Source organism: Trinickia mobilis, assembly GCF_017315705.1.
Lineage (GTDB): Bacteria > Pseudomonadota > Gammaproteobacteria > Burkholderiales > Burkholderiaceae > Trinickia_A > Trinickia_A mobilis.
On the sequence record NZ_JAFLRF010000011.1, the window covers coordinates 18339 to 33704 of the forward strand.

General features: G+C 62.5%; 19 protein-coding genes. 12 read left to right on the plus strand and 7 right to left on the minus strand.

Annotated elements, in window-relative coordinates; translation table 11 throughout:
• The first annotated feature begins 30 nt into the window (after positions 1-30).
• Positions 31-948, plus strand: coding sequence for a LysR family transcriptional regulator (locus J3489_RS16825; RefSeq protein ID WP_206999839.1), 918 nt, complete (start codon positions 31-33; stop codon positions 946-948).
• 218 nt (positions 949-1166) lie between these two features.
• Here J3489_RS16825 and J3489_RS16830 read toward each other — a convergent pair whose 3' ends face one another.
• Positions 1167-1940, minus strand: coding sequence for a YkgJ family cysteine cluster protein (locus J3489_RS16830; protein ID WP_206999841.1), 774 nt, complete (start codon positions 1938-1940; stop codon positions 1167-1169).
• 317 nt (positions 1941-2257) lie between these two features.
• Between J3489_RS16830 and acs the strand changes: the two genes are divergently transcribed.
• The 3 genes from acs to J3489_RS16845 all read left to right on the plus strand — a co-directional run bounded on the left by acs (position 2258) and on the right by J3489_RS16845 (position 5469).
• Positions 2258-4240: an acetate--CoA ligase gene (gene acs / locus J3489_RS16835; protein WP_206999843.1), complete on the plus strand. Its 1983-nt coding sequence runs from the start codon at positions 2258-2260 to the stop codon at positions 4238-4240.
• An 11-nt stretch (positions 4241-4251) separates the two neighbouring features.
• Positions 4252-4857, plus strand: coding sequence for an acetate uptake transporter (locus J3489_RS16840; protein ID WP_206999845.1), 606 nt, complete (start codon positions 4252-4254; stop codon positions 4855-4857).
• Between the two features lie 288 nt (positions 4858-5145).
• Entirely contained in the window at positions 5146-5469 is a 324-nt protein-coding gene (locus J3489_RS16845; protein WP_206999847.1) for a DUF4148 domain-containing protein, read from the plus strand.
• Between the two features lie 215 nt (positions 5470-5684).
• On the opposite strand, the gene J3489_RS16850 is transcribed toward J3489_RS16845, so the two are convergent.
• Positions 5685-5891 (minus strand): hypothetical protein, encoded by a 207-nt coding sequence (locus J3489_RS16850; RefSeq protein WP_206999849.1) that lies wholly within the window; start codon positions 5889-5891, stop codon positions 5685-5687.
• A gap of 256 nt (positions 5892-6147) precedes the next feature.
• Here J3489_RS16850 and J3489_RS16855 point away from each other — a divergent pair, with 256 nt between their 5' ends.
• A complete protein-coding gene (locus J3489_RS16855) occupies positions 6148-6450 on the plus strand; it encodes a DUF4148 domain-containing protein (protein ID WP_206999851.1) in 303 nt (100 codons plus the stop codon).
• Positions 6451-6553: 103 nt separating this feature from the next.
• Positions 6554-6775: a hypothetical protein gene (locus tag J3489_RS16860; protein ID WP_206999852.1), complete on the plus strand. Its 222-nt coding sequence runs from the start codon at positions 6554-6556 to the stop codon at positions 6773-6775.
• Positions 6776-6781: 6 nt separating this feature from the next.
• Here J3489_RS16860 and J3489_RS16865 read toward each other — a convergent pair whose 3' ends face one another.
• Positions 6782-7153: a panthothenate synthetase gene (locus J3489_RS16865; protein WP_309491381.1), complete on the minus strand. Its 372-nt coding sequence runs from the start codon at positions 7151-7153 to the stop codon at positions 6782-6784.
• Between the two features lie 241 nt (positions 7154-7394).
• Here J3489_RS16865 and J3489_RS16870 point away from each other — a divergent pair, with 241 nt between their 5' ends.
• Entirely contained in the window at positions 7395-7556 is a 162-nt protein-coding gene (locus J3489_RS16870; protein WP_207000180.1) for a glycine zipper 2TM domain-containing protein, read from the plus strand.
• A gap of 100 nt (positions 7557-7656) precedes the next feature.
• Here J3489_RS16870 and J3489_RS16875 read toward each other — a convergent pair whose 3' ends face one another.
• Positions 7657-7815, minus strand: a complete 159-nt coding sequence (locus J3489_RS16875; protein WP_206999854.1) for a hypothetical protein — start codon at positions 7813-7815, stop codon at positions 7657-7659.
• Positions 7816-8630: 815 nt separating this feature from the next.
• Entirely contained in the window at positions 8631-8798 is a 168-nt protein-coding gene (locus J3489_RS16885) for a hypothetical protein (RefSeq protein WP_175425668.1), read from the minus strand.
• A gap of 391 nt (positions 8799-9189) precedes the next feature.
• On the opposite strand from J3489_RS16885, the gene speG reads away from it, so the two are divergent.
• The gene (gene speG / locus J3489_RS16890; protein ID WP_206999856.1) at positions 9190-9738 is read left to right on the plus strand and encodes a spermidine N1-acetyltransferase; all 549 of its coding nucleotides are present in this window, start codon (positions 9190-9192) and stop codon (positions 9736-9738) included.
• On the opposite strand, the gene J3489_RS16895 is transcribed toward speG, so the two are convergent.
• Entirely contained in the window at positions 9739-10365 is a 627-nt protein-coding gene (locus J3489_RS16895; protein ID WP_206999858.1) for a LysE family translocator, read from the minus strand.
• A 609-nt stretch (positions 10366-10974) separates the two neighbouring features.
• On the opposite strand from J3489_RS16895, the gene sap1 reads away from it, so the two are divergent.
• Positions 10975-11319: a surface attachment protein Sap1 gene (sap1, locus tag J3489_RS16900; RefSeq protein ID WP_206999860.1), complete on the plus strand. Its 345-nt coding sequence runs from the start codon at positions 10975-10977 to the stop codon at positions 11317-11319.
• Positions 11320-11734: 415 nt separating this feature from the next.
• Positions 11735-12289, plus strand: coding sequence for a YaeQ family protein (locus J3489_RS16905; RefSeq protein WP_206999862.1), 555 nt, complete (start codon positions 11735-11737; stop codon positions 12287-12289).
• A 98-nt stretch (positions 12290-12387) separates the two neighbouring features.
• Here the strand turns inward: J3489_RS16905 and J3489_RS16910 are convergent, their stop codons facing one another.
• On the minus strand, positions 12388-12807 hold the full coding sequence (locus tag J3489_RS16910) for a VOC family protein (RefSeq protein ID WP_206999864.1): 420 nt from the start codon (positions 12805-12807) through the stop codon (positions 12388-12390).
• A gap of 458 nt (positions 12808-13265) precedes the next feature.
• Between J3489_RS16910 and ada the strand changes: the two genes are divergently transcribed.
• Together ada and J3489_RS16920 are read left to right on the plus strand one after the other, a co-directional pair.
• A complete protein-coding gene (ada, locus tag J3489_RS16915) occupies positions 13266-14357 on the plus strand; it encodes a bifunctional DNA-binding transcriptional regulator/O6-methylguanine-DNA methyltransferase Ada (RefSeq protein ID WP_206999865.1) in 1092 nt (363 codons plus the stop codon).
• Positions 14354-15304, plus strand: coding sequence for a DNA-3-methyladenine glycosylase family protein (locus J3489_RS16920; RefSeq protein ID WP_206999867.1), 951 nt, complete (start codon positions 14354-14356; stop codon positions 15302-15304). Before ada ends, J3489_RS16920 begins: the two co-directional genes overlap by 4 nt.
• The last annotated feature ends 62 nt before the right edge of the window (positions 15305-15366 follow it).

Consider the following 15366-nt stretch of genomic DNA (forward strand, 5'->3'; position numbering starts at 1 on the left):
AATCCGAATATCGATTTTTTTGAGGTCGACATGGCGCTGACCCTCAGGCAGCTCAAGTACTTCGTCGCCACCGCCGAACTCGGACAGATCTCGCAGGCAGCGATCCAGTTGACGATCTCGCAATCCGCAGTCACCAGCGCGATCAAGGACCTGGAAGACAGCCTCGGCACCCAGCTCTTCATGCGCACCGCGACCGGTGTCACGCTGACCAACACGGGACGGCGCTTTCTCAATCAGGCATACACGATCCTCTCGTCGGTCGACGAGGCGATGCGTATCCCGAACCTCGAAAGCACGCTGACCGGCACGCTCGCCGTTGCCGCCACTTACACGGTGCTCGGCTACTTCCTGCCGCACCACATCCTGCGTCTGAACACGCTATACCCACGGCTGACGATCCAGTTGCACGAACTGAACCGCGAATCGATCGAGGAAGGCCTGATCGCCGGCCGCTACGACATGGCAGTCCTGCTCACGTCGAATGTGTCGAATCCCGAACTCGTGCTGGAGCCGGTGATTCATTCGGTCCGCCGTCTGTGGGTGGGGGCTCATCATCCGCTGCTGAAGCGGGAGAGCGTGACGATTGCCGACGTCGCGCCCGAACCGTTCGTCATGCTGACGGTCGATGAGGCCGCCTATACGGCGCTGCGCTATTGGAACGACACCCCGTACCGTCCCAACGTGATACTGCGAACGTCATCGGTCGAGGCCGTGCGCAGCATGGTGGCCAACGGCAGCGGCGTCGCGATTCTTTCGGACATGGTCTACCGGCCGTGGTCGCTCGAAGGACGGCGCATCGAGACCATCCTGTTGCGCGACCCGGTACCGCCAATGAGCGTAGGCCTCGCATGGCGCAAAAATCTCGAGTTGAGTCCGGCAATGCATGCGGTACGGGAGTATTTCCGTCACACCTTTATGGAGCCGAGGACTACCGGAGGAAGCATCTGAACGCGGCGCCACGTCTACGGCAGCTTTCTGTGCGCAACGGCCATTCACGCCGTAAAGTCGGACGGGAAGTCGTCGGCCGTTGCGGACAGTCGCGGAGGATACTCGGCCGGATCGGCTACCCGATGGCATGGCATCGGCTTTGACCTGTCTCACCCGAACTTCGCCCGGCGACTCGCGGGCGCAATTGCTAAACGCGTATAAATTGCCGGAAGCCGCCTTCACTCAGATGCCGCGAAAAACCCCAGGTATTCGAAGTCCGCAGTACGGTTCGCATGGACGAGGGAACCGAGCGCGCCAGCCGACACAAGGGTATCGACCATCGCTCGGCGGTTGGATATGAAACGCCACGTCGATGACAGCGTGGGCACGGCAGGTTCGCTGCTAGCCTGATGTAGCGCTGCCAGCAGATCGACGCGATCAGGTGAATAGGCGACAAAGCCTTCATTCCACATCGCAGCGCGATCGATATCCAGCAATGCACACACCTGCTGCTTGATGGGGACTTCGTTCGCGTCGGTATCGCGCGACTGCTTGATCAGCGGCAGGATGCTCGCGTCGACCAGCTTGCCGGTACGCAGCAGCGGCGGCAATCCAGGCGTCCACGCTTCAGGCGGACAGGCCTTGTGCATCGGCGTCAGCTCGACGAATGGACTGATTTCCGCCGGATAGATTCGGCACACCAGAGGCCTTTGCTCATAGATACCGCAGCGCATGTCGGGCTGGAGGTTCGGGCATGGGCCCGTGTACGCAGCCGCCAGAATGGCCACGACCCTCGTGGGCAACGATCCGCTCATCGCGGCAAAGGAGCGACGACGTCTATGCGCCGCCTGGAGGTCGTCCTCAGGTGGCTCCTCGGGCCACGGCGACGCGTCGCAGAGAATCTGCACGTCGTTGCCACGCTCCAGCCAGGCAACCGCCTCCGTCACGGTCAACGGCAAACGCAGATCGTGACAACACTTGCCGCACATCGTGCACTCAAAATCGATATCCATGCCTAATAGCCCTTGCGTCGCGCGACGCGTTCCGGTTGTCCAGTTTCATGCCCGGTAGCCACACGCGAGGGCGTCCGCCCTCCCATGTGGCTACCGTCAAGCCCAAGCAGCGGGGTTTAGTCGCTTGAAAGCGGCTGATCTTACAGGGAACTCGCTTTTTTTTTTGCGAATGCCAGTTGGCCTCGAGCCCCCCATCCCCCCGATCTCCATTCCCGAACAACGCGCACTCGCGATTTTATATCACGACATGATATAATCACGGTTGCCGACAGTACTGAAATAACGGGGGGACCCACCCCCTTCATAGGGAGTCTTCGATGCCGGCCATTGAATCAGTTCTGCATGAACGCCGGGTTTTCCCGCCGAGCGCCGCCGCAAGCGCCAATGCGGCAATCTTCGGTATGGATGCCTATCGCGCGCTGGTTGCCGAAGCCGAACGCGATTACGAGGGGTTCTGGGCGCGCCTTGCACGCGAAACGCTCGAATGGCGAAAACCGTTCTCCTCGGTGCTCGATGCCTCCGACGCGCCCTTCTACAAGTGGTTCGCCGACGGCGAGCTGAACGTCTCCTACAACTGCCTCGATCGCCAGGTCCAAAACGGCAACGCCGAGAAAACGGCGATCATCTTCGAGGCCGACGACGGCGCGGTCACGACCGTCACTTACCGGGAGCTGCTGCAACGCGTCTGCGAATTCGCCAACGCCCTGCGCTCGCGAGGGGTGAAGAAAGGCGAGCGGATCGTCATCTATATGCCGATGTCGATCGAAGGCATCGTCGCGATGCAGGCCTGCGCCCGCATCGGCGCGACGCACTCGGTCGTATTCGGCGGCTTCTCCGCGAAGTCGCTCAACGAACGCATTGCCGATGCCAGTGCCGTCGCGGTCATCACGGCCGACGAACAGATGCGCGGCGGAAGAGCCATACCGCTCAAGAACATCGCCGACGAAGCACTCGCAATGGGCGGCTGCGACACCGTGAAAGACGTGATCGTCTATCGGCGCAGCGGCGGCAAGGTCGCTTGGAACGAGGCACGCGACCTCTGGTGGCACGAGCTGACGGAGAACCAGCCCGGCACGTGCGAACCCGAATGGGTCGGCGCGGAACACCCGCTCTATATCCTCTATACGTCCGGCTCGACAGGCAAACCCAAGGGAGTCCAGCACAGCAGCGGCGGCTATCTGCTGTGGGCCGCGCTGACGATGAAATGGGTCTTCGACTTGAAGCCCAAAGATGTGTTCTGGTGCACCGCCGACATCGGCTGGGTGACGGGACACACCTACATCGCCTACGGACCGACCGCCGTGGGCGCCACGCAGATCATGTTCGAAGGCACGCCGACCTATCCGCATGCGGGCCGCTTCTGGGAAATGATCGGCCGGCACGGGGTGACGGTGTTCTACACCGCGCCGACCGCGATCCGCTCGCTGATCAAGCTGTCCGCGGCCGAACCGAGAGTCCAGCCGAAGCGCTTTGACCTGTCGAGCCTTCGCATCATCGGCACAGTAGGCGAGCCGATCAATCCGGAGGCCTGGATCTGGTACTACGAGAATGTCGGCGGCGGGCGCTGTCCGGTCGTCGATACCTGGTGGCAAACCGAAACGGGCGGCCAGATGATCTCGCCGCTGCCGGGCGCCACGCCGCTCGTGCCTGGTTCGTGCACGTTGCCGCTGCCGGGGATCATGGCGACGGTCGTCGACGATGCTGGCGCGGAAGTCCCGCCCGGCGAGGGCGGCATGCTGGTCGTCAAAAAGCCCTGGCCGGCCATGCTGCGCACCATCTGGGGCGACCCCGAACGCTTCAAGCGAACCTATTTCCCGGCCGAGCTCGGCGGCCAGGTCTACTTGGCCGGCGACGGCGCCGTGCGCGACAAGGACACGGGCTATTTCACGATCGTCGGGCGCATCGACGATGTGCTCAACGTCTCCGGCCACCGGCTCGGCACGATGGAAATCGAGTCTGCGCTGGTAGCGAATCCGGACGTGGCGGAGGCCGCGGCGGTCGGCCGGCCGGATGAAACGACGGGCGAAGCCGTGGTGGCGTTCGTCGTGCTCAAGAGGAAGCGGCCGGAAGGCGACGAGGCGACGCAAATCGCGGACGAACTGCGTGCCTGGGTGGCCAAGGAAATCGGGCCGTTCGCGAAGCCGAAGGAAATCCGCTTCGGCGAGAACCTTCCCAAGACGCGCTCAGGCAAGATCATGCGGCGCCTGTTGCGCTCGCTCGCAAAGGGCGAAGCGATCACGCAAGACGTGTCGACGCTGGAGAACGCCGCAATACTCGACCAGTTGGGCGAGTCGCGCTGATGGAGGTAGACATGAATGCTGCTGTTACAGAGGAAAAGAAGGTCGCTGACAAGGTAAGTGTGCGTTTTCCGAATCCGGCACCGCTTGGTTTGGCGGGCTTCGCCATGACGACATGGCTATTGAGCATGATCAACGCAGGCTGGTTTTCGGCGGATGCCATGGGCCCGGTGCTCGCCGTCGCGCTCGCATACGGCGGCACGGCCCAGGCCATCGCCGGCGTGATGGAATTGCCGCGCGGCAACACGTTCGGCGCCACCGCGTTCCTGAGCTTCGGCGCGTTCTGGTGGTCGTTTGCGCTGTTCGTGCTGTTTCTGCATGACAAGGTGCCCGCAGGGATGGTCGGCTGGTACCTGTTTGTCTGGGGAGTCTTTACGCTTTACATGTGGTTCGGGACGTTCCGGTCCCCGGTTGCGCTGCAGTTGATCTTTCTCGCGCTGTGGATCACGTTCTTCCTGCTCGCAATCGGCGAATGGACGGCAATGGGCTGGCTGCACAAGGCCGGCGGCTATACGGGCCTGATCACGGGCGTGATCGCTTTCTATTTATCCGCGGCCGATATCATCAACGAAGCCTATCGTCGGACTGTGCTGCCAGTCGGTGCGCCTAGCGCCCCCTAGCTCGACTCGATAAGGTTCGACGTTTGAGCGGGCCGGTTGGCGAAAGCCGACTGGCCTTTTTTTCCCTCGACGGACGATGGCCGCGAGCGACGAACCGTGCCACTGCGTCCGGGCCGAGCCGCCGCCGCTCACCCAGCGCTCGCCGCCGCTCCATTGTTCCGTTTCGGACAACAGTGAATTCGAATTCTAGGTATTCACCCTAATCGCCAGTCCTCCTAGACTATGGTCATCAGCTACACGCAACTGTGTTCGTAGCTCTGGACAAAACAATCTTCGGAGGTAGTCGTCATGAAATCGCTGATCAAAGCTGTCGCAGTTGCCCTCGTTCTCGCCGCACCGGTCGTTTCGTTCGCGCAGTCCAATGAGCCGGTCACCCGCGCGCAAGTTCGCGCCGATCTCGTTCAAGTGGAAAAGGCGGGCTACAACCCGCTCGATTGGATGCACTATCCGGAAAACATCCAGGCGGCTGAAGCCCGAGTGGCCGCGCAGAAAGGCGCGGCCGCCGATACGACGGGTTACGGCCCGGCCGTCACCGCCGCGTCGCAGACCGGTCAACGCGGCGAAGTGACCGTGAGCTCCTACTCGGCTCCGGTCGCCTACGTCGGCCGCTAACTCGCGATCGACGCGACGCTCGAACGACGATCAACCGAGCGTTCGTCGGTAGGAAGGCCGAAAAGAAACAGGCCCGCGCTCTCAGGAGTCGCGGGCCTGTTTCGTTGAATCCGACACAACTCCGGCCTTCGGCATTCGCCCGCTTTTTCCGGCCTGAACCGGCTGCGGACCGTCGTCCCTTCGGCGTCTTTCCGCCGCCGCGCCCGCCCCGCTAGCTAGTCCGGAAGCGCTGCGATCGCATTCAGCAGATCGCAAACGAGCGATTCCTCCGCCGCGAGAAACGCCGGCGAATCCGGCTCGAAGTCTTCGTGGCACGGTTTGCCCTGCGCCTTGCGGATGGCCCGTACGCTCGTCGCCACGGCGCGCGCTTTGCGGTACAGCGCGTGATCCCACGCCAGCAGAGGTTCGTTTTCGCTTTCCATACCGAGGTTGTCGGCAACCGCTGGCAAAGCTTTAGCGCATCTCCGCATTTTCGAGGCGCTCGCCTAACGCCCGGGCGCGCGGCGAATTGCGGCCGTCGACGCCCAAATTAAAAAAACGTTAACGCGGCCGAAGCGGGGAAGACAAGCGCGCTTTGTATTCTGATCAGACAGTCTCCATCGCCGTTTTTTACTACGCACTGCGATGGAGCCTGATCGACTGTAAGGCGGTATGACACATAACATGGAGGAAGACATCATGACGACCCGTCTCAAGCTTGCATTGCCGATTGCCTTGATGATGGCGAGCGCCGGCGCCGTTGCGGCTAGCCGGCTCACGCCGCAGGAGTGCAACGCATATCCGTTCACGCCGACGCACGGTGCGCTCACCCAAGACGACCTGGCACGCGAACTCGCCGAACTCGAATCGGTCGGCTATCGGCCGAGCCTCGACAACTACTCGCTCGATATCAGCGATGCCAGGGCGCGGCTGAAAGCAGAGTACGCCAGGGATTGCTTGCCGAAGGGGACCACCGCGAGCCTTTCGTCGAGCAACGGTTGAGACACGCGGCGCGTCTGCCGCCTTTTGCGTGCAGTCGCGAAAAGCGCGAGCCCGGCCGGAGCCGGGCAAATTGCGCGACGTATGTGTCCCCGATGGAAACGCCGTGCGCGATGCGCTCGTACCGCTGCCGATCGTTTCAGATTTGAAACTGAGGCCCGATCTGGACTACGCCCAAAACCCCGCTTATCCACATAATCCGTGCACAGAACTGTGGATAACCTCGGGAGCCATTTGCCAACTTATTGGAGCAAAAGCAACTTTTCGTCTTGCCTCGCGCGATACGACGATCGCCATCCAGGCTGGCGCTTTGGAGCAGGTCGCATGACGCGCCTCAGCTTTTCGATTCGGCCCCGAGCGTATCGAGCTCCGCTTTTTGCAGATCGCCGGGCGTCGTTGCGATCTGGAACTGGCACGTCGCATCGAGCTTGAGGAACCAGGACTCGGCGAGCGTAGGAATGTCGCTTGCGGTCGCGACCTCGACCACGGCGATCGCGCCTCTGGCGCCGTCCTGCTCGGTGAAATCGATCACCTCGGGCTGGCATTCCTCCATGATTTTTCCGATCACATCACCCACGGTCCCTTCGAGGATGAGCATGTTGATCAGTTGATTCGGAATCCTGATATTAAGAAACATACGCATGACGTGTCTCATTTTCGACTGCACATTGGTTTGCAGCGAGACGCTCTGGCGCTCGCTCGTCAAGCATAGGAGCGGCTCGCGCACGAAGAGGACAGACCGTAGAAATTGGTGCCGGCGGCGAGTGAATATTGCAGACCGGCGCGTCGCATTGGATTGCGCAGCGCGCGGCTGGACGCGCAGAGAGCCCCGAATTCACGGCCTCCAGCGCATCCCTCGCAATCGGTACGCGCCTTGCTTCTTTCCCCTTATCGGTACGGCTCAAGCAAAAAGGGGAACCGTCATGGTAGGACTCAAGCGAATCGGAATGTTCGCCGCAATCGCGATGCTGGTGCTGTTCGGCGGCTGCACGCTTGGCGGCGCTGCAGCCGGCGGCGTCATCGGAAATGAAGTGACGCACCACAGCACGGTGGGCACGGTCGGCGGCGCGGTTGCGGGTGGTGTGGTGGGTTACGAGCTGGGCAAATAGCAGCTCGCGTCGTCATGCATCGAATCTATCTATAGCGCTGGATCAAGCCGATGCGGCGTGACGAAAGCGCATCAATGACCTTGGCGAATTGCGCAATGCTTCAGCGTTTCGACCGCGTGAAGTCGTATAGCCGATGCCCGTGCAGGCTGTCGACGATGCGGCTGCGTAGTCGCTCCCGACGGTAGTGCCCGGCAATGAAAATGGACGCCAATACCAAGACCGAGATTCCTATCGCCATACCAACCAATGTCTCGTCCATGGTTGCTCCCTCGTTACGTCATGCCATGCGCATGAGAATACTTCGTTCGGGCGCATCCTGATAGGGTTAACGAGCGCCAATCTTTGCTGTCACGCTTTAGCAGCCGCACGTTTTTCGACGGCGCAGCGTTGCATGGGACAAAAAAAGAAGCCCGCGCGCGGCGGGCTAATCGGTCCTCCCCACATGCGCTGACCGAGGGCCGGTTCGCGCACGGAGACATCGTGCGCGGATCTCGTCGAAGCGAATGTGCGACGAGCGACCAAGCGTCGAACATTCGTCTATATGAAAACCCGCTGTCGAGCCGTGCGCGGTTTTCGCGCGCAACGCTCGCCGGTTTTGTCGCACCAACCCCGCCTCTTCCGCCATCGATCCGTCGGCATCCGCCAGATCTGAGTCATCCCCGTGCGTCCATTCTCAGCAAGCGGAAATTTGATTTAGTTTTGGCGGGAATAGTGGGCATGCTTGGCGCCATCGAAAGACGACGGACACACGCCGATGCAGATCACGCCGATGGCGCCGTCGACGCGCGCCATCGGCCGCGAAGCGCAATTCATCGACGCCACCTGCCGTACCGCTCACAAGATTTCCGAGCGGCTTCAATCCCACTAACTAACGAGGAGTCCACCCTATGAAGCTGCAGCGTTTGTTCGCCGTTTCGAACCGATGGTGATGCGCCTTCGCGCTTCAAGATAAATCCGGGCAGCCGGTATCGCCGAATACAACCCGGATTTCGATCAGGACAAACGGACCGCGCGCGCCGCGGCTCGCCTATCGTCTGCTGTAACGCTGCGAGCGACTGCGGTCGATCCAGGGCCTCAGTGCCGGTGCAGCAGACTGCGTAACGGATGACGCCAATCGATTCGCCGCGCATCCTCGCTTTGCGCTTGCTGTCGGTGTTCCTGCCACAGCTCGTCCGAAAACAGGAACGCGACGATCAATAAGGGCAGGACAAGAAACGCGCCAAGTATCAGGTGCTCGATCACGATGGCCTCCGCATCGCCGGACTACAAAAACGTCGTTACATTTTAGCCTCGCTCCGGCGCCGATAGTTTGCGATTCCGGTATGGGCGCGTGGGCCCGACCTCACTTCTCTTTATGCCCCGATTACGTGCAAGCGCCGGGCCTGCGGCAATCCACCACGCGCGCGCCCGCACTCCCGCGTGCCTCCTGATTCGCCGCCACGCGCGCCGCGGCCGCACCGACGTCTCAAAAAGAACTCGTACCGGTTTGACCTGACTAAACGATGCTTGCTGAATATTGATGCATCGCTTTTTAACGGAGGTCGATTCGTTTCAAACTCAGCGTCTAGGGGCCCGTTCACGCCAATAACAGGCCCTCGACAAATCGGAAACTCAACGCCAAAGGAAAATGAAAATGGTCGTCGAACGAAACCACGCGCTGACAATTCGGCCGCTCGAGCGCCACGATTTGCGCTTTGTCCACGAACTGAACAACGACGCGAAAATCATGCGTTACTGGTTCGAGGAACCCTATGAAACCTTCTCGGAGCTATCGCAGCTTTACGACCAGCACGTGCACGATCAGCGCGAGCGGCGCTTTGTCGTGATCGACGGCGCCGGCGAAGCGGTCGGGCTCGTCGAGTTGATCGAGCTCGACTACATCCACCGGCGCGGAGAATTCCAAATCATCATCGCGCCCAGCGCGCAGGGACGCGGCTACGCGACGATCGCGACGCGCCTCGCCATCGACTACGCGTTCTCGGTGCTGAATCTGCGCAAGATCTACCTGATCGTCGACAAGTCAAACGGGGCGGCGATTCACGTCTACGAGAAATGCGGCTTCACCCACGAAGCTGAGTTGATCGAGGAGTTCTTCGGCAATGGCGCGTATCACAACGCGCTGCGCATGTGCATGTTCCAGACGGACTTCTTCGCGCGCCGCGCGGAAGCCGCCGGACGCTGACTACGCCGCAGCCTTCTTCCACGCCGCCGCAAACACCGCCGCGCAAATCAGCAGCGTGCCGCCCCCGCGGTTCACCGCGCGCTGCACGCCAGTGCTGCGAATCGCGCGCCGCGCGCTCGACGCGAGCAGCGCATAGCCGAAGGCGTTGAGCGTCGCGAGCACGATGAACGTTGCCTCGAAAATCACGATTTGCGGCCAGACGGCGACATGCGTGTCGATGAACTGTGGCACGAACGCGACGAAGAAAATGATGCTCTTGGGGTTCAACGTCGTCACCGCGTAGGCGTGCGCGAAGATACGGCGCGTGCGCGTCTCGGAGATATCCGCCGCGCCCGGGTCGCCGACGGGCGCGCGCCAGAGCTTGATACCCAGATAGATCAGATAGACGGCGCCGACCCACTTGAGCGCGGTGAACCAGACAGCCGACGCCGCGAGAACCACGCCAAGACCGAGCATCGACGCGGTCATCGCCGTCAGGTCGCCGAGCGCGACGCCCGCGGTGGTTGCGAACGCGTAGCGGCGGCCGTGGCCGAGCGCGTAGGAAACGACGAGCAGCACCGTCGGACCGGGAATGGCAACGAGGATCGCCGATGCAATCGCAAACGGCAGCCAGTGGGTGAGCGTCATGGAGAGTCTCCAAGGGATAGCCGGATTTATCCATGAATCGCCGAACGACGCAACGCGATTTTTCTTGCGCGCTTTCGGCATTGTGTGAACCGGCGGACGGCTCAATCGCTTCCCGGCGATATTCGTACGCATAAATCGCCCTCAGAGCGACATGCTTCATAGTCTAAATAGTCTCAATAGTCTCAATAAGGCGCGCAAGGCGAAAATCGATGCGGGAGCAGGCATTCTTTTTATTCTGTATTGAGCCCCATATTTCGCGGACGGCGACGGGTGCCGGAAGTGACTTTATGTGCGGCGCGTCAAAATCGCTTTTCGAATTATTTAGCAGCTTAATTGTGTTGCCGAGTGTTTTCCCTAACGGCTCGGAAAGCCTTATCTGGCGCGCCATTCAGGTCGATTTCTTGAATTCGGCGTGAAGTCGATCCGCGGAATTCGACGGCTCGGAGGCTCAGGCTGACCCGCGCAGTGGGTGCGACAATTCGCCACTATTGCGAGCGCACACAAGATGTGCTTGTTGTTCCGCCAGCTTGATCTAGCATGTGAGATGCGGGTTTTCTATTGCCTTTAAATACATAGCTAACCTGAGTAAAACCCGCATGGAGGCAGACCATGATGAAGCGCGCAGGGATTCTTTTCTCACTCGTCGGTTTGTTTGCGGCCGCCTCGGTGGCGCAAGCACAAGACACGGTCATCAAGCCGGCGCAGACCTTCCAGTTCAGGCCGAATTCCTACGGGTGCTTGTCCAAAGACAAACTCGATTCCGCCTACCAGCATGGTCAAGCCGGCGAGCAGCAGCAAATGCAGGAGTACTTCTCCGGCTATGAGTGCCTCTCGACGCCCGAACATTCGGATTTCCGCGTCGTGCGCGTGGTTGGCCACGATGTCGAATTCGTGAACGCGGGCAACGGGGACACCCAAGGCCTCTGGACGAACGATCGCTTCATCAAGCAGTGATCTGACGCCGCCTCGCGCGGCTCAATCGCGGCTTACTAGTGCACCGGCGGCGCGATGCCGGCGGTGCTCATGCCCGTCTCGATACGAACGGCTTGGCTTGCGTCAGGCCGTTTTCTGTTTTTCGGCCCCGCTTGCGCGTCGCTGCTGTCCCGGCGCGCGACGCTCGTCGATACGGCTGCGCTGCCACTGAGTTCTGAACGAGCCCTCCCGCAGCCGCACTTTCCGTATACCGCTGCCGTTCGCAGGCGCCATACCGTTCGGTTCAATTTCCCGCGCCGAATTCGTTCATTCGGTATCATCACGCGCCAGCCCTAATCGTTGGCGCAACGCGCCGCACCGGCACGCGGCGTGCTTCATCCAACACCCGGCCCCTATTCTCATGACTCGCGCGCGAGCGGGTCGCATCTGGTGCTGCATGGCTCTCAAATCGACGATCTACAAAGCGGAACTGCAAATTGCCGACATGGATCGGCACTACTACGGCGATCACGCGCTGACGATCGCGCGCCATCCGTCGGAAACCGACGAGCGGATGATGGTGCGCGTCGCGGCGTTCGCGCTCTTCGCGCACGAGCGGCTCGAGTTCTGCAAGGGACTATCGGATACCGACGAGCCCGATCTTTGGCAAAAGGATCTGACCGGCGCGATCGAGACGTGGATCGAGGTCGGCCAGCCCGACGAGCGGCGCATTTCGAAAGCGAGCGGCCGCTCGAACGAAGTCGTCGTGATCGCGTACGGCGGCAACACGTCGGATATCTGGTGGCAGGGCGTGCGCAGCAAGGTCGAGCGGTTGTCGAATGTGACGGTGTGGTCGCTCGGCGAAGGCATCGCCGAAGCGCTCGGCGGTCTTGCGCAACGCACGATGCGCCTGCAGATGACGGTGCAGGACGGCGCGGCGTGGCTCGGCAGCGCTGACGCCGATCCCGTTGCAATCGAGTGGACCGTGTTGAAGGCGCCGGCGCAAACGTGATGCCCCAGACCCAGAAAGCGCGCGGGTAACGCACATCGGCACATCGGCACATCGGCAGGCGCGGCGGCAAACCTGCGCCGCACCTCCGGCCGCTGGTGCTAGGTCGCGTGCGCCGCCTCCGGCGGCCCTTTCAGCTCGACCATGTTGTGCTCCGGATCGAACAGATAGAGCGACGGGCCGTAGCCGTCCGCACCGTAGCGCCTGCCCAATTCGCCTAATTCGACGCCGTGCCCGGCGAGATGGGCGCGCAGCGCGTCGGCGTCGAACGGATCGACACGCAGACAAAGGTGATCCATGTTGCGGCCCGCGCCGGGCACGCCGCTATCGGGACGATCGATCGGCCCGCCGGTCGCGAGCAAATCGATCAGCGAACGGCCGGCGCGAAGTTGAATCAGCCCGATGTCGCGCTGTTCTTTTTCGACCTTGCAGCCGAGCACGCTGCAATAGAAGTGCGTCATCGCTTCGAGATCGGCGACGCGAATCACGACGTGATCGATCTCGCGAATGGTGAACTTCATGATGTCTCCTTCGTCCGGATGGACAGCGGGGTCAGATCGAACTTGCGGGAAAGTCCGCCTGATGAGACCCGGGATTGCTCTTGAAGTTTACTGCCGGCGTGTAACGTTCCGATGCACGTCTAAGGAGGCGAGACCGGCGCATCGATCAAGAGCACAGGACGCACAGACGAAAAAAAAGCCCGTTCACGAGGAACGGGCTGAATCCATATCAGGAGGAGACATGGAGGAGACAGGAACCACTATACACAACGGGATGGTGCGACGCAATAAAATTTGCGTTAAAAATTGCTAAATGGGCAAACTGCCGCGTTTTAGCACGTTGTATCCTCGTCACGAAGGGGTCACAAAGTGCGCCAAATGCGTGCGCCGAATGACAGCGCAAGAACCGGGGCGTAGTGTTGCGGGACAAGGCCTACAGTCACATCGTCTACTTGTGACCAGAGGACGAGAGGGACGAGATGAAAACCGCTTATTCGACCGATACCGAACGCTGGAGCGCTGTCGCCACGCGCGACGTGCAAGCCGACGGCGAATTCTTCTACGCCGTGAAGACGACGGGCGTGTTCTGCCGGCCGTCGTGCGCATCGCGCCAGCCGCGGCGCGAAAACGTCGATTTCTTCGCTACTGCGGACGACGCGCGCGCCGCCGGCTATCGCGACTGTAAGCGCTGCCAGCCCGGCGGCCTGCCGCGCGAGCTGGCAATCGTGAACCGCGCGTGCGCGGCGCTCGACGCCGATCCACAGCAGCACCTTACGCTCGCGCAGTTGAGCGATGCCGTCCACGTGAGCCCATTCCATCTGCAGCGCCTTTTCAAGCGCGTCGTTGGCGTGTCGCCGCGGCAGTACCAGGCGGCACGGCGCGGCGCGGCATTGCGCGACGCCTTGCAACGGGGCGACGGCGTCACGCGCGCCGCCGTTGACGCAGGCTACAACTCGGCGTCGCGGCTCTACGACACCGCGGCGAGCGAGCTTGGCATGGCGCCGTCGACCTACCGGCGCAAGGGCGCCGGCCTGCGCGTGTACTACGCGAGCGCGCCGACGACGCTCGGTTGCGTGCTGGTCGCCGCGACCGGCAAGGGGATCTGCAAGATCGCGTTCGGCGACGAAGCGGGCGCGCTGACCGACGAGCTGCGAAGCACGTTCGCCAACGCCGACCTGATCGAGGACCACGCGCGCATCGCACCGTTCATCGCGCAAATCGGGGCGTATCTGCAAGGTACGCGGCAATCGTTCGACCTGCCGCTCGATATCGCGTCGACGGCGTTCCGGCAGCGGGTTTGGGATGCGCTGCAGCGCATCCCGTACGGACAGACGCGCAGCTATACGCAAATCGCCGAGGCGCTCGGCGCGCCGAACGCGGTGCGGGCCGTGGCGAGCGCGTGCGCGTCGAATCCGGTCGCGCTGGCAATTCCGTGCCATCGCGTCGTGCAAAAGGGGGGGGCGCTGGCGGGCTATCGCTGGGGGCTGCCGCGCAAGGCTGCGCTGCTCGAGGCCGAAGCGCAGCATGTGCACGCGGCGATCGTGCGCGAAGACCTGGATGACGCCGCTTGAGCGCCGCCGCCAGGCACACCCCTGCGGACGCCGCCGCAGCCGCCACGCTCGAGCTGCCGTTCAAGGCGCCGTATGACTGGCCGCGCGTCCTGCGCTTTTTCGCGGGGCGCGCGAGCCCCGGCGTCGAGGCCGTCGAAGACGGCGCCTATCGCCGCGCGATCGAATGGCAGGGCGCGGCGGGCACGCTGACGGTGAGGCGCCACGCGCGCAAGCACTGTCTCGTCGCGTCGATCGAGGGCTCCGCGAGCCAGCACGCCAACACGCTCGCGCCGCATCTCGCCAAGATGTTCGATCTCGGCGCGAACCCCGCGGAGATCGGCGGACATCTCGCGCGCGATCCGTGGCTCAAGCCGCTCGTCGAGGCCGTGCCCGGCCTGCGGGTACCCGGCGCGTGGTCGGGTTTCGAGCTGGTGGTGCGCGCGATCGTCGGCCAGCAGGTGAGCGTGAAAGCCGCGACGACGATCGTCGGGCGGCTCGTCACGCGTGCAGGCAAGCGCATCGACGATCATCCGCACGGGGGCACCGCTTGGCGTTTTCCGACGCCCGCCGCGCTCGCGAGCGCCGATCTCGAGAAGATCGGCATGCCCGGCAAGCGCGTCGCCGCGTTGCAGGGATTCGCGCAAGCGGTCGCATCGGGCGCGGTGCCGCTCGACGCGGCGAGCGCGCCGCCCGCCGATCTGACTGCGTTGCGCGCGGCGTTGCTGGCGTTGCCGGGCATCGGCCCGTGGACCGTCGAATACGTCGCAATGCGCGCCTGGCGCGACGCCGACGCCTGGCCGTACGCCGACCTCGTCCTGATGCAATCGCTCGTCGCGCGCGATGCGACGCTTTCGCGGCCCGCCGCGCAGCGTGCGCGCACGCAGGCGTGGCGTCCGTGGCGCGCGTACGCGGCAATGCACTTCTGGAACGAAGTGGCGGACCGTTCGAGCGGCGCGCGCGGCGCGTGACCGGCACTTGCCCGGATCACCGCGAAAGCCCCCGCGAAAATCGCCGAACTTCCGGCAAACCC